Raw genomic sequence first — 13,812 nt, forward strand, 5'->3', positions numbered from 1 at the left:
GGCTAGTTCCCGATCCGATAGAGCAGTAAATCCGAATTGTCGGCGAGAATGTCGCCCACCAGAGCATCTGTTGTCGAGCCCGCAGTCGAGACGCCGAAGCTACAGATGCCAGCGGGAGCCTTGTATCCGATGTCGGCCAGCGTTTCGCGTAATTCGGGATCCAGTTCTGCCGTTCCGATGTCGATAACCGGGACACCAGCATCCCGGAACGCGTTCAACGCTGCGGTAGTCCGCGAGAGAACGATCCCACCGGACTGGAGGAACGAGACTTCCTGACCGAGGATTCGCAGTAGCCGCTCTTTTCGAGCGGAGTCGCGGATCGCATTTTCCCACTGAAGCTCGACGGATAGTTCGTTGGAGGAAAACGTCGTTGACCTCGTTCTTGTCGAGAAGATCAACCACGTCATCTGGAAAGGCGGCTTCGGCCTGCCCACGGTAGAAGTCCCACACGTCCGTTTTTTGGACGGTGGACTGTTGCTGTCCCGAGATCGTCTCACGGAATGCTGCTGGCACGTACAGATCGCCGAGACGTGGCTTGGTTGGCGTTCCCCCGAGTGTAGCCTGTGTCTGTGATGCGAAGACTTTAGAGTTAGCCAGCTGGTCGAGGGTGCGGCTGGCGACGAGTAGAGACGGATCTAGCAAAACGTCAATCGGCGGTTGGAATTTTTGCTCGAGTTCCGTTCGAAGCTGGTCGTTGCCGGTACTCATCGGTATGCGCTACTCGGTGACTCCTGTTAAACTACAATGATAACTGACGTTCCCCGAGGTGCGTCGGGTTTACACTCAAGACCCGAGTCGCGAGTTCAGGCCATGTAATGGACAAACGGATGTAGAGAACGGTTTGGACGGGTTCCAGCTCCGGTTCGAGGATGGGGACTCGTCGAAGAACGGGCGGACGGGTGATATACCACTGATCCGGTCGTCCCGGGGAATGAGACCGGGTACGCCGTCGAGATGAAGGCGGAGGAGCTGGAGGAGAATGGCGAAATCCGGGAAGTCTTGGAGCGTCGTGGTCGCGTCCTCAACTTCGGGTGAGGGCATGAGTCGAGGACTATGCCGGTCAGCTGTCGGCAACGGACGGGGCAGTCAAAATCCAAGCCGAGCCGCCGAACGAACTGGCCCAAATTGACGCTACCTCTTCGCCGACCAGACCCCGTTAATCAAGGAACCTGCCGCGGTTGTCGAGGACAAGTGAATTTTCGATGTTGGGGCGAATCTCTTCGGCGGCCTCGGCGACGCGATTTTCCTCCATGCGCTCGTCTACTTCATTCCTCAGGACTTGGAACTAGATGAGGACAAGCTTGAGTAGAGCCTGAACGTGGAGGGCGCTGCTGCCGATCCACTGTCGGTCGAGCACTCTGGCGGCGTGAAACGATGGACGCCTGACCGCGTTATCGAAGCCAGAGACAGAATAGGTGGCGAAACGCTGGAAACGCACTACTGCGAGAGCAAGACTTATGACGCGTCGTTCGAACGCTCGCAGGTCGAGACGTGGATTACTGGCCCGTGAGGAGCGTGTGGTGAAAAGCCGCGTGGACATCGAGGATCTCCCTGATTAGTACTCTCGTCGAATTCACGAAGTCGAACAACCAGAGTGAAAGGGCGAAGCAAAAGCGATTCCCCGAAGGTCGTGAACTCTGGGAACTTGGGAACCACACCGCGCCCCTTCCTCTTTGTTTCCGATGAAAACGGGTCAAACTGCCCTGGGTGGGTAAGAACCTTTGCGAGACCGGTCACATTGACGGCTATGTCACTGATCGGCTTTCGAAGGGAAGATGATGAAATCGAGTACCTCGAGGAGGTCGAGTACAGCGAGGAGCATCTTGAAGACGATCTCCACGAGGTGATTCACAGCGACCCGCGGCTGGTGATGGGCACGCTCACAACACGAGAGAACGTCGTCCTCGGGAGCAAAGTCCAATTACCGACCGGGAAGGAGCCCGACCTGCTCGTGTGCGACAAGCGGGGGACACTCACGACGATCGAGTTCAAGCGCGACCGGTCGCCACGCTCGGCTGTCACCCAGCTGTTCGACTACGCGTCCTCGCTGGCCCGGCTGGATCAGGACGAGTTCTTCGATCTCACCACGTTCGAGTCTCTGGAAGAACTCTACGAGGCGTTCGACCACGAGGAGGACTCAGAGTTCGACATCGACGACTTCGAGCGTGAGTTCGCCGAGGGAGTGGAGTCGCCCCAGCTCATGCTGGTCGCGTACACGATCACCGACGATGTCCGGCGGATGACGCGCTGGCTGCGGGATACCCACGACCTGAAAATCAATTGCGTCGAGTTCGACTATTACGAGCGGGACGACGCCGAAATGTTCGTGCCGACGATCATCGGCGCCGACGAGACGCAGGAAATCAAAGAGCGGGAGGCGTCACCGAAGCAGAAGAAGTACCGGCGATTCTTCGGCGAGGTTCTCGAACGCTTCAAGGAGGAACTCCCCGGTGTCACGAGCAGGAGTGCCAGCAGCGACAGCTGGCTCACGATTCCTGCCGGCCACTCGGACGTCGAGTTCGTCTGGCATTTCAAGGGAGATCCCGGCGACAAGGAGTTCCACGTCGTGATGAACTTCCAGTTCGACGACTCTGCGCGGAACGAGGAGCTACTCGATACAATGCTGGCGGCGATCGAAGACCGCTCGCTGGACGTGCCCGAAGAAATCCACTCCGAGGAGTACGGAAGCAGCGGGTACACGCGGCTCTATGTCAAACGCGAGGTCGGTCGACTGGACGACGCGCTGGAGGACGAGGAACTCAAAGAGTGGGCTGTCGACCGGCTGGCGGAATTCCACGAACAACTGACACCAGTCTTGGACGAAAAACTGCGATAGGCGCATTGAGAAGGGTGTCCCCTACCAGTACTCTATACATCGGAACTGAGGGGTGTGTGGGTGAGTGAGAAATCACTCTCTGAGACGAGGTAATCAAACCAGCTGGTCAGACACGCGGGGAGGTTTGGAAATCCCGAATTTCAGGCCAAAAGTAGCATCCATCGGAACAATTCAAGAATCACCAAATACAGAACGAACAGCACACTGACAGCTGTGAAGGCTGGCGTTGCAATTTCTTTGGCGTGCTCCCACGAGTAGATGTCGTAGGCGGGCGTCCGTTTTTCTGGAGTAATTTCTGGGGGGGAGTCTCTCAGCCACGCTATCCAAATGGTCTCCCCCGACGACTGCGACTACTCGGTCAGTCTCCTCAACAGCTTCGGCGACCTTGTTGGCGATGATCTGGTCACGATTCAGTTCGTCTGTAGATCGGTTCATACCGTGCCGCCGAAGTACGAAGACGGGGAGGATCGCCGCCCCGAGAAGCATCAGGGCGCCACCGAGCGTATCTCCTGTGATAAGGCCATAGAAAACGCTACTAACGAAGATACCATAGAAAAGGATAGCGGCGACCACTTCTACGATTGGGTTCGCATTTTCGACGAGCTCGGCATCCGATTCGCGAGTGGCGATCAATTCCGCGTCTTGGGCTTCCGCTAAATCCGCCAGAATTCGATGGTCAGTATAGAGCGTATCAAAGAGGACGTGCCCGACAATCGACATGGCAGTCGCGTACCAGCTCCGGAGGAGTCCATAGTCCGCGTCTTCACGTTGCCCTTCGAGTACGAGTGCATCCACCCCTCCCACAAGAAGCTCGCGCTCCTCTGCGAGGTCGCTCTCGCTAGTATGAATCTCACCCTTCAATACCACTCGGGTCTGTTCTGATTCTGTCATAAATCGCGCACCACCATCGCGACGAAAAACTTCGCACCCATCAAAACGGCAGCCCCCAGCACGATTGCACCAACCATTTTGAGGTCATTGACGGTCAGGGGAGGGAAGATTCGAATGGACACGTAAGAGATGGCAGCCTTCGTAACCTGTCCTTGTAGCAGGAAGTAATCGAACACGAGGAGTGCGGCGATCGGCTCGCCGTATTTGTACGCGTTCAGACCGTTCGTGAACGGAGTCTTGATCGTGTAGACAATTGCACCGATGAGTTTACTTATGACTCCCATCGCGTATCAGCACCTCCTGTTTTTCTCCTCTGTCGTGCACTAGATCCAGAAGTCCAAGCACCGTCGTACCGAATGACACGATGAGTTCTCACGGGTCTCCCCCCACGAGATGTGCAAACTGAGTCCCTGCCACGGTGTTACGATGCACCTCTGGATACTCCTCCGGACAGAAAGGGCATTCATCCCTGTTGGGGGAATACTGCGTTACCGCGCCGACGCCGCCCAAATCAGTCAATGTTCGGACGAGAGAAATGGGCTTGACAAATGGGTAGCCGTCGTACGTGAGCTTGGCGAGTTCGGCGGTCACGAAGCACCCTGCCAAAAACGACGCAAAGGGGAAGGCGGCGTCCGGCCCGTCATCATCCGTCTCGTCCCCTGTAGGAACCTTCCCCCCGGCACAGACCGCATCCGGGTCAGCCCTGTTGGGTGGGAAATGGCATAGGAGACACGGCTCTTCCAGTGGGATATTCCGCCGTACGAACACGTCTGACTGGCCGGTGGAGGCGTGTACCATCAGGGGTGGGCGATTGTGCTGGATACTGCGGCGGACATTCCGCTCGTTCGCCAGTGGGAGGACGACGTCCGCAGCCTCGGGGCCCGTCGCGGTGAACGCGTCGTAGTCATCCTCAAAGGGCCGGACATCTATGTGGTCGGCGAGGAACTCGGCAGCAGCTTCTGCTTTCGAGGCTCCCTCGATAGCATGGCTGGCGGTGAACAATGGCGACCGATTGAGGTTCACCAGTTTCACCGGATCGAAATCGACCAACTGGAGGGTGCCTTCGATCGGAAGTCGCCTGAGGAAGTACGCGGCCGCGGAACCAACGGAACCCACGCCGACCATCCGCAACGTGCCGAGGTTGATCGACGGGGGGAGATCCGGAGTGGTTGGCTCGGCGGACACCTCGTGCGCCTCGTGGTGGAACGCGTCGTAGGTTACCGCGTCGGTGAAGGCTGACTCTGACGCCCCAACGGCAGTCTTGAACGCCTCTGCGCCACCGAGACACGCGGCCACGGCGGGCCCAATGGGGTTCTCGTCTCTGCTGGCGACGGGCTCCACGGTGCCATCCCGCACGACGCGGGCGAGCCAGCCCCCACCGTCGATCCGGATCGTCGACGTTGTGCCCGATCCGAGATTTGGGTTGCCGACGGTGACGATGCAGTCGTATGATGAGGGATCTGGGGAACGTGTACGACTGAAGCGGCCATGAGGATCGGCGTCTCGCATTTGCTGGATGGACTGCTCGGCCAGCGTCGGTGCAATGGGTGCCACTTCGTCGTCGGACGGGACAGAGGGAAAGGTCACGTCGACATTCCGGGCGAACCGACTGAGGAGATTTAGGGTCGTCCGGGCGGCGACTCGGCCGGCGTACGTCGACAACACATCGCGCTCGCCTGCGACGAGGATCTGGGCATCCCGGTAGTCTGTCGAATTACTGACTTGGTTCGTCCGGTCGTCACGAGCGGCGTAGAACTCGTTCGGTGATGGCAGTGTTGTCATCTCTCTTTAATATCGATGTAGGATGGTGCCGAGGGGAGTGTCTCGACCTGCTGCTCAACCATCGAGTCGTCTAATTCCACGAAATCACCGTCGTGATACACGTGGAAACCACAGTCCGTGTAGGGGCGGACGCCGTCCACGGCGTAGTTTGGAACAACGACGGAGAAGTACCCCTCATGTGGGAGCTGGGCAGCCTCGCTGTCCAAATCGGAGTGACTCGTTCGCTCACCGGGATGACTGTGGACGGTGGCCACCAGTTCGAGATTATGGTCGTGGATGGCGTCTATCACCGCCGCGTTGGCCACTGGGGAGATGTCGTACGATCCGGGAGTCGTGGTGGCCTCCGGGACGACGACCGTCAGTGCGGCCCTCGCAGACTCATCCGGGAGAGACTTCCCGGCCCAGTAGACGACGCCTTCGTGATCTTCACGCGGGGGCGAGTGGCTACGAAGGCCACGTCGCGTTTCCCTGCAAACCTCCTCGGTGACGAGAAGCCCCGGTGGCTTCCAGTCATTTTCTGGAGCACCGCCGCTCTGGGGCGTGAAGATGCGCCGGGCAGTCGAGCGGATAGAAGCGATGAGACTCATTTTTCGCCGTCCCACCGTCCCTGATAACGTTCTGGGTCGCTAATGCGGTGGTAGATGTCCAAGAGGATGTCGCCGAGCGTGGTCAGGTTGCCAGCATCAGATTGCCAGTCGCCAATCGTCCAGTCGCTGTGAGGAGTGGCATCGTCGTCGTAAATACGCCGGTTGAACTGGTGGCAAAGAACTGGGTCGTCTTTTCCGTCTCCGAATGCGATGAGGCTCTTGCCCTTGCCTCTGTCGTTGAAGTACGCCTCATAGTGGCCCGCTTCTCCTGTCTCAGGATGCACCATCTCGACGTATGGAGGCTTCTCGTCGTAACCCTCACAATCGAGCCGGACGACATACTCCTCTCCGTCCACGGGGCTCTGCATACGTACCTCAACGGTGAGTGCATCGAGGTCTGCTTCCACTTCCCAACCATTCGTGGGAGCCAGTTCTTGCACGTTCTCAAGTTGGCGTTTGACCAGAGCCCGGGTGACATCCGCCTGCACGTCTACACGCCCTGCTCCTCGTTGACGAGGTTGACTGTGTCGCCGTCGAGGTCGTACCGGGCAAGGGGCTTGTTGCGGTCGAGTTCGCCCTCGTCCGGATGGACGAACGTGGGATCGTCGGGGTCGTACCCGTACGCGTCGGCGACCTCTTCGGCGGCTTCACCTACCTTGGTGCCCTTCTGGAAGGTGAATTCTTCTGCGTCGCCACGTCCCGACTTGACGGTGAACGTGACGGTCGATTCGCCTGCATCTGCGTCAGCTTCTTTCTCGCTCACGGGTGGAAATAGGAGGGGAGAAATAATGAAGATTTTTGGACAACTACGATTAGTACCAAAGTAATTAATACTCTAATGTAGTAACTTACTACGACTATTGAGTAGTAGTACCATGAACGGGGCCGAGGAAGTCCTCCGAGAGATCGGTTGGGGCAAGAACGAGGCGGCGTGTTACTGTGCGCTCGTCGAGTATGGCGAACTCAAGGCCAGCGACATCAGCACCATCGTCGACATACCCTCTTCGAAGGTGTACTCGGAGATGCAGAAGCTGGTCAATCGGGGATACGTGAGAGAACGTGGCGATCCGAAGCGATACGCCGCACAGAACCCGCGGTACGTCATCCGTGAGGAACGGGCGGAGTTCAACGATCAGCTCGGTGAAGTCGAACAGGAGTTGCAGGAGGCGTGGGAAATTCAGGAGGACTCTTCCCCACCCTCGGAAAGCCACGCGTGGGTTCTGTCCGGACGGCAGGGGATGAACAGTCAACTTGCTCGTCTGATCGATCTCGCTGAGGAGCATCTCGTTGGATTCGACAACCGTCTCCCCCTGACCACGCCAGAGACGCTTGACGAACTCGTGGAAACGGCTGAGGATGGCCTCGAAGTGCGTCTCGTAGGGCGATCGAATGCCACAGATCGCCTGAGTCGTCTGGCGAGTGCTGGTGCTGATGTCCGAGTCGTGAATGAGGCGCAAAAGACCTCCTTCTACGTGGCTGATGGTGAGTATCTACTGCTCCACGCAAATAGCGGTAAGTCAACGGTGGTCTTCAAAGACGATTTCATCGGGAGCGTTATGACGGAGGAGTTTGAAGATATGTACAACAGCGGAAACGAGATTGACAATGAGGCGTAGACAACTCCTTCCTCTCGTCCTTCTAGGGGCAGAGGATGAGGAACCTGTGGAAGGTCGTACGCGCCTGCAGAAGCTAATGTTCCTCATCCAGAAACGAATGGAGGAGCAAGGCGATCCACTCGATTGGGGCTATCCTTTCCAAGCATACGATTACGGCCCCTTCGCGAAGGAGTTGTACGACGATCTGGATCAGCTACGCCGTCGTGGCTTCGTCGAAGAGCGAGAACAGCATCTCGACGATGATGTCATTCAATATGACTACGTCCTGACGCCGGAGGGGCGAAAGTTTGTACGGGAAGAACTGGAAGAACGGCGTCCGGATGGACTTGCAGAGACGGCCGGGGCAATCAAGGGCGATTTCAATGACGTCCCGCTCCAGAAGCTAATTGACTACGTCTACACCGAGTATCCCGAATACGCCGAAAACAGCGTTCTGTGAAGACACTGGTTTCGGATTCTGGCTAGCCCTGAAGAAAGCTGGCGACTAGTCAGCCGACTGCGCCGAGTATGAGCACGACGAACACAAAACGATTATTCCGCTGAGTGGAACTGACGGTGTTCAGTTAGTAGTCACAACAGACCGGGACGAATAGTTGTAGTAGCCCTCACAGCCAGTTTGTTTTCAAAAAACCCTGAGTAGCAAAGCCCTCCGTCGTAGTCGAGGACAACAGAGTAAGTCGCATTCTGGCCGTGATTATCGCAGAAATTGTGATTAAAACCAGAAGTCTTCGCCGCCGAGCTTAAACAATGAAACACTGTCCAGATTCTGCAGACGCTGCTCAGCTTCCTCACGCCGTAGTCCGTAAACCTCCATGACCTCGGGCGTAGCCACAGCTCCGTGCTGGTCCACGAACCCCTGCAGCTCCTGAGGCCCTCCCTCGGGAATACCCTGGAACCTGAACTCTGTGCTGAAGTCAGAATACCGGACACGGCCGTTCCACGAAGCCGGTCGAACATCCAGTTGCATGAACGTGGACGGAAGCTCACCACGGTCGCCGGTCTCCAGTTCAACCTCCTCCAGATCTTCGTTGAATTGCTCCGGATTCAGGTCGAGGTCTTCCGCCAGTTCGGCCAAGACTTCCTTGTCGTTGATGTCGCGGCCAGCTGCAACACCGCGCTGCCACATCGCTCGGAGATAACTCGTGCCCCGGCCTTGCTGGATAGCTGCCTCGAACGCCTTGTTGACCAGTTCTGTCGACTCAGGCGGGTCGTTGTCCCAGAACGACGGATCAACCGGCATACCCATGTCCTCACTGCATTCCATCCACTTCTGTTTCACCTGCTCCGGGTCCTCAAACTTCCGGACAGGTGCCGGTTTGTAGAAGAACTCAATCTCTTCACCGTAGCACTCCTCGATTCGTTTCATCACCGGCTGGACACACCAAGACATCGCACTCAACGGGTCAACCTCCTGAATCAAGAGATGCACCTCCTCGTCATTGTCTTCTTGATCATTGCCGTCTCCAGTGTCGGCGGGTTCCTCAACATCTGTTGACTCCGGCTGATCCCCGTCCCCCAGCTCTTCACCTTCTTCGGCTTCGCCACTGTCATCGTCGGGGTCGTCACCTTCTGGAGGCTCGGCCACTACACCGCCACCGCCGCTCCCATCACCGCTCGAACCACCCGGACCTGCAGGAGTGCCTCCACCGGCACTGCTCCCGGAAGCACTTCCAGAGTCGTCGTTTCCGTTGTCGCCGGTGTAATCATCTAGGCTCGGCTGCGAGTGATCGTCGTTCGTCTCCTCATCCTGCGAATCATCATCGCCTGACGAACCTGCACCGCCACCGCTGTACGTTCCCATGAAGATAACCATTGTTCAGTTGTCCTCCTTTTGACCGTAGAACTCATCCACAGGCCGCTGCTCCTGCCCATTGTTGGCCGAGAGCTTGGCTTCCCGGCCGCTCTGGAATTCTGGCCATAAATCCTGCGAAAGCCTGTCCCCGTCCGAACAAACATCTGTCCACTGCCGAAGCCCGGTTGCTCCACGAACACGCGGAGGAAAATCCAATAAGTCGTCCTCCGCAAGCCGTCCAATCAGAAATACATCCTTGACGTCTAGGGCGGCGATACAGTTCCTGACGTGGCGTCTGAGTACGTTAATCGCATTCCCGGCGTCACCGCCTGTGTACTGGACAGCATAGAACGCGAACTCCTCGTAGTCGAAGTCGTCGTACAGCTCCCGGTACTTAACGAAGTGCTCGTACTTCCAGCCCTTGTTCGTCGGGATCAGTCGGACATCGAAGTCCTTCTTGATGATCTCTTGCTGTAGATCCCTGATGTGGCCAGTGTATGCCTTGATAGCATTATCCTGAATCTCGTCACCCAACCAGTCGTAGCTGTAGACCACATCCGGGACGTAGATAGCTGGTTGAACCACTTCCAGCAAGTCGACGATGTCCTGGAAAGTGCGTTCGTTAACATCGTCATCGTACTCCGTGCCGAGGATTACTGGGATATGGAACGGCTCCAACACTCGGGTCAGCTCACCGTCTTCCTCGATGATCTCCTCGGCGTCTGAAAAATTAATCACTACGTAGTCGACTTCCCGATTGCGGTCAAGCCACTCTTCGTACTCCTCGTTGGGAAGCTCTACACGTGGATGAACGCCTCTGATCGGTTCGTATATTCGTTGGGCGTTGAATGCCTCATGAAGTGTTTGCTGTCCTCTACCGAGTTCTCTGGATTCAGCTTGTGAACTCAAACTTGTACTCCTTGTCTCCGGTTAGTCTTTCAGCGGGGAGACATTCTAACATACAATTTCTTATCACTTTATATTATCGGCGTAAAACGTCTAGGCAGGCCTAGATACGCCCGATTTCAACGGAAAGGTGGACAGGAAAATAATGGTCCAAACGCTAGATGGGCCCAGTTTTACTGACTGCATTATTTGTATCCATCACGCGCTGACTGATGGGGAGGATCAAGAGGTTAGAAGAATTAGAACGTACTGACGCTGGTGATTTAGATAGATTCGTTCAGAGAAGACTAAGAAGCTCGCCGCTCATCCTCCTCGTAGTCATTCAGCCGCTCGACCACTTCTGCAAAGGCGACGGTTTCACTCACGTCAGTAACCTCGATAGTGACCCGTTCACCCTCCTCAGTGTTAGGAACAATGACCACGAAGCCCCGTTCGACACGGGTAATACCGTCGCCTTGGTCACCAATATCCGTAATTTTGACAATATGTTGTTCCCCTTCCTCAACCGGTGGCTCTGGTGGGCCACGTTCACGGGTTGGTTTGGCCTCAGTATCGCTAACTCTGTCATCTGACGGCGATGGCAGAAGCCCCACTCGATATGCTTCCCCTTGTTGAATGTCTCCAAGCCGAACCTCGTGCTCGGGGATTTCGACAACGTAGGATCCGTTTTGCTCTTGGACTGTTGCAGAGAACAGGCAGTGAAGGTGATCTGAGATCTCCATCTGTAGACCGTACTCCAACTACTGGAGAAAGACACTTGACTCTGCTGTCTACGACCCTTCTGGTGAAATAACGTTCTCGGACACCGGACACTCGGCACATATGTCTCCGGTGCCGTAATCTTGCTCGTATTCAACCAAAATTCAGGCAGTAGAGATGCGCTCGCTGCAGTCTACGAGTCACTCCACAATAGAGTGATCTCAGCGGGATTTTCATGAAGCCAGCTTCTAGTTAATCCCACTTCGTTCCGCAATTTCTGCGGCTTCAGCCTCTTCCACTCGCTGTACTTTCACTTCGTGGATCTTGGTACACTGGGTCCCGGGGCATCCAGTGACTGAATCAGTTCTCAGGCTGTCTTCCTCTTCGTCATAAATCCAAGGGAGTTTCGAACCACAGTTTGGACACTCATATTGAAAAATTATAGGCATCAATTTATACCCCGCATACAGTCATCGGTCTCACGAGTCACCCGCCCAGGATTCGAACCTGGAACACAATCCCCTTCACGGCCCGCCTGACGGCCGGACCCCGACCGTCGCCGTTGGTGAGCAGAAGTTTCATGTGCCCACTCCAGTGGCGGGTATGCTCCGACGCGGAGTCGAACCGCGCTGCTCCAGACGGAGTTGGCTTCGGACATACAGTCGAATATCATGATATTCATAGCTCTGGGTGCGGGCCACTTATAGATTGTGCAGTATGCACATGTATATTGCCCATCTATATTAGGGTTCTAATTTGCGTATGGGTGGTTACTTTGCGTATCAATTGTGCACACTCAAGATGCACAAGCCGATGGAACAGAGCGATCTACGTCCGGCAGACGAAGCCATTCTTGATGTTTTAAAAGAAGGTCGTGCAACCAAGGGGCTGATTGTCGATGAAACCGGATATAGCCGCAATACCATATACAATCGTCTTGAGGTTCTCCAGGCTGCGGGCTACGTTAAACTAGCCCATGAGCCTACTAGATTGTTCGAACTTGTCTCAGACCCTCGAGACAGCAACTGAACCACTTATTCACGATACAAATACAGGTTAGAAGTGGATTCTAGCCAAGCTATAGCGTTAAGTTTAGTGTGAGTTGTGATCGACAGTGAAGGCTTCGAGGATCTGAACCCGAACGCCAGCGTCGACGAATAGAGACACCCCGTTTTCTATCTGTAATCTTTGTTCCCGATCAGTCGCTCTGACCTCCGAAGATACGTGCTAGGCAAATCGAATCGTCTGATAGCCGGCCGGTGGATGGGGGACCACCGGCCTACCCCGAAGGGGTGCCCGGTCACTGGGATGGTGTGCGTGGTTTGTGAGTGATGCCCGTCGGGGAGTGACGTAAGACCAGTAAGTCGACGTGGGCCAGTGAGTGACCAGGTATCTATGTGGTATGTAATTAAGTATAAAACAGTTGTCTCCGGCAAGCGGCAACTCCGATCGACAGCGCCGTTTCCTTAACCAACACTCGGCGCAGATGGATCGTCTATGTTGGTTAACCAACAGCGCCGTATCAAATCCCGTCGGTGAAACTGGCGAGTGTCGTCTGTTACTCCTGTCGAAAAGCCACCGTTGCGAGCCTATCGTATCGCAGTTCGGCGGTTTTGGATAGGCCTTGTGTTACAGATCGAATGTGGTATTTGTGCCGCTGGTGCTGAACGCCGGCGACCAAACGAACGACTTGCAACTCTGGATGCGCCATACGAATCGATTAATGCCCGCGTTAGAAACCTGCCGTGTCCTCAAAATCCTCGACGAGTTTGGCTATGTACAGTTCCTGTCACGATGGATGGACCCAGCGCTTAGACAGGGCCAGGTTTCGGTGGCTGCTCGTGGACGATGTTGTGGCACTCGATCAGACGGTAGGGCGTGCACTCGTTCGAGGAGCAGTGCAACGCCCAGCAGGTTCAGGGTGCAGCTTCGATGTCATTGCCCGAATCGAGGCCACGGAGGCCAACGTCGCCCGAGAATTCGAATTCGTCGTACCAGACGATGGGGCGTTTGGCACGGCCGTTGTCTTCCAGTTCGAGCAGGCCGTAGTCGGCGAGCTCGTGGACGTTCTCGGTGACCTCCGGCGGGTGTCGATCGACGAGGCGAGCCAGTTCGCGGATGCTCTCGGGTTCGTGTTCGACGATCGCCTCCAGGAGCGTCAGGTTCGTCGGTCGGAAAATCCGGCCGAACGTCGCCAGGCTCTCGATACTGAGCCGGGACGGATGTGGGTCGACGTCCTCGCCGGCGTCGAGCGCGCCGAGTCGGTCGTCGAGGTCAGTCCGGTCAGGACGCGTGCCGATCGTGATGTGGAGCGTGCGAGTCATGTGTTGTGTTCCTGTGGTGGTTACCATTCGTGGCGTTTCTCGGCCGGGAGTGCGGCCCGCCAGGCCCGATACAGTGGTTGGAGGCCCTCGAACTCGAGTTCGAATACCTGGCCAGCGATATGCAGCTCGTGTGGCCCGTGGTGGTTGTCGAAGCGGATGATGGGGTCGTCTGCGCCAGCCACGCCGTAGTGGAAGGCGTATTTGATGCCCTCCGGATACTGCTCCGAGGCCGGCACATCCAGGATGCGTATCCGAACGACGGTGCCGTCGTCGTAGGCCTGGATCTCGTCTTCAACCACCTCGACGTCATCGCCCATCGATGTCTGTTAGTCTGTTCCCTAACAGTAAGAGTGTTAGGGTGTGGGCTAACATCCAATCA

General features: G+C 56.3%; 17 protein-coding genes. 5 read left to right on the top strand and 12 right to left on the bottom strand.

The features are described 5' to 3' along the window. Positions 1-2 precede the first annotated feature (2 nt). The gene (locus tag Hhyl2_RS20480) at positions 3-434 is read right to left on the bottom strand and encodes a hypothetical protein (protein WP_483552652.1); all 432 of its coding nucleotides are present in this window, start codon (positions 432-434) and stop codon (positions 3-5) included. A gap of 884 nt (positions 435-1,318) precedes the next feature. On the opposite strand from Hhyl2_RS20480, the gene Hhyl2_RS20485 reads away from it, so the two are divergent. Both Hhyl2_RS20485 and Hhyl2_RS20490 read left to right on the top strand, forming a co-directional pair. Continuing rightward, positions 1,319-1,510 (top strand): hypothetical protein, encoded by a 192-nt coding sequence (locus Hhyl2_RS20485; protein WP_483552653.1) that lies wholly within the window; start codon positions 1,319-1,321, stop codon positions 1,508-1,510. Positions 1,511-1,747: 237 nt separating this feature from the next. Beyond that, positions 1,748-2,836 carry a DUF4268 domain-containing protein gene (locus tag Hhyl2_RS20490; protein ID WP_483552654.1) on the top strand — a complete coding sequence of 363 codons (1,089 nt, stop codon included), beginning with the start codon at positions 1,748-1,750 and terminating at the stop codon, positions 2,834-2,836. 171 nt (positions 2,837-3,007) lie between these two features. On the opposite strand, the gene Hhyl2_RS20495 is transcribed toward Hhyl2_RS20490, so the two are convergent. From Hhyl2_RS20495 to Hhyl2_RS20520, 6 genes are all read right to left on the bottom strand, one after another. Further along, positions 3,008-3,727, bottom strand: a complete 720-nt coding sequence (locus tag Hhyl2_RS20495; RefSeq protein ID WP_483552655.1) for a hypothetical protein — start codon at positions 3,725-3,727, stop codon at positions 3,008-3,010. Continuing rightward, positions 3,724-4,011, bottom strand: a complete 288-nt coding sequence (locus Hhyl2_RS20500; protein ID WP_483552656.1) for a hypothetical protein — start codon at positions 4,009-4,011, stop codon at positions 3,724-3,726. Before Hhyl2_RS20500 ends, Hhyl2_RS20495 begins: the two co-directional genes overlap by 4 nt. 88 nt (positions 4,012-4,099) lie before the next feature. Then, entirely contained in the window at positions 4,100-5,509 is a 1,410-nt protein-coding gene (locus Hhyl2_RS20505; protein WP_483552657.1) for a ThiF family adenylyltransferase, read from the bottom strand. Continuing rightward, the gene (locus tag Hhyl2_RS20510) at positions 5,506-6,096 is read right to left on the bottom strand and encodes a Mov34/MPN/PAD-1 family protein (RefSeq protein ID WP_483552658.1); all 591 of its coding nucleotides are present in this window, start codon (positions 6,094-6,096) and stop codon (positions 5,506-5,508) included. Before Hhyl2_RS20510 ends, Hhyl2_RS20505 begins: the two co-directional genes overlap by 4 nt. Continuing rightward, the gene (locus tag Hhyl2_RS20515; protein WP_483552659.1) at positions 6,093-6,584 is read right to left on the bottom strand and encodes a hypothetical protein; all 492 of its coding nucleotides are present in this window, start codon (positions 6,582-6,584) and stop codon (positions 6,093-6,095) included. The genes Hhyl2_RS20510 and Hhyl2_RS20515 overlap by 4 nt, the downstream gene beginning before the upstream one ends. Before the next feature lie 2 nt (positions 6,585-6,586). Next, complete coding sequence (locus tag Hhyl2_RS20520; protein WP_483552660.1) at positions 6,587-6,859, bottom strand: hypothetical protein; 273 nt, start codon at positions 6,857-6,859, stop codon at positions 6,587-6,589. Between the two features lie 112 nt (positions 6,860-6,971). On the opposite strand from Hhyl2_RS20520, the gene Hhyl2_RS20525 reads away from it, so the two are divergent. Together Hhyl2_RS20525 and Hhyl2_RS20530 are read left to right on the top strand one after the other, a co-directional pair. Further along, entirely contained in the window at positions 6,972-7,712 is a 741-nt protein-coding gene (locus Hhyl2_RS20525) for a TrmB family transcriptional regulator (RefSeq protein WP_483552661.1), read from the top strand. Continuing rightward, positions 7,702-8,151, top strand: coding sequence for a type II toxin-antitoxin system antitoxin SocA domain-containing protein (locus Hhyl2_RS20530; protein ID WP_483552662.1), 450 nt, complete (start codon positions 7,702-7,704; stop codon positions 8,149-8,151). Before Hhyl2_RS20525 ends, Hhyl2_RS20530 begins: the two co-directional genes overlap by 11 nt. A 273-nt stretch (positions 8,152-8,424) precedes the next feature. On the opposite strand, the gene Hhyl2_RS20535 is transcribed toward Hhyl2_RS20530, so the two are convergent. From Hhyl2_RS20535 to Hhyl2_RS20545, 3 genes are all read right to left on the bottom strand, one after another. Continuing rightward, complete coding sequence (locus tag Hhyl2_RS20535; protein ID WP_483552663.1) at positions 8,425-9,525, bottom strand: DsbA family protein; 1,101 nt, start codon at positions 9,523-9,525, stop codon at positions 8,425-8,427. Positions 9,526-9,528: 3 nt separating this feature from the next. Next, positions 9,529-10,413 carry a hypothetical protein gene (locus tag Hhyl2_RS20540; protein WP_483552664.1) on the bottom strand — a complete coding sequence of 295 codons (885 nt, stop codon included), beginning with the start codon at positions 10,411-10,413 and terminating at the stop codon, positions 9,529-9,531. A gap of 284 nt (positions 10,414-10,697) precedes the next feature. Beyond that, positions 10,698-11,132: a TRAM domain-containing protein gene (locus tag Hhyl2_RS20545; protein WP_483552665.1), complete on the bottom strand. Its 435-nt coding sequence runs from the start codon at positions 11,130-11,132 to the stop codon at positions 10,698-10,700. 790 nt (positions 11,133-11,922) lie between these two features. Here Hhyl2_RS20545 and Hhyl2_RS20550 point away from each other — a divergent pair. Then, complete coding sequence (locus tag Hhyl2_RS20550; RefSeq protein ID WP_483552713.1) at positions 11,923-12,138, top strand: helix-turn-helix transcriptional regulator; 216 nt, start codon at positions 11,923-11,925, stop codon at positions 12,136-12,138. Between the two features lie 887 nt (positions 12,139-13,025). Here the strand turns inward: Hhyl2_RS20550 and Hhyl2_RS20555 are convergent. Next, entirely contained in the window at positions 13,026-13,433 is a 408-nt protein-coding gene (locus tag Hhyl2_RS20555) for an HVO_A0114 family putative DNA-binding protein (RefSeq protein WP_483552666.1), read from the bottom strand. Between the two features lie 20 nt (positions 13,434-13,453). Beyond that, positions 13,454-13,750 (bottom strand): toxin-antitoxin system TumE family protein, encoded by a 297-nt coding sequence (locus Hhyl2_RS20560; RefSeq protein WP_483552667.1) that lies wholly within the window; start codon positions 13,748-13,750, stop codon positions 13,454-13,456. Positions 13,751-13,812 lie beyond the last annotated feature (62 nt).

This window comes from Haloarcula sp. H-hyl2 (assembly GCF_056934385.1).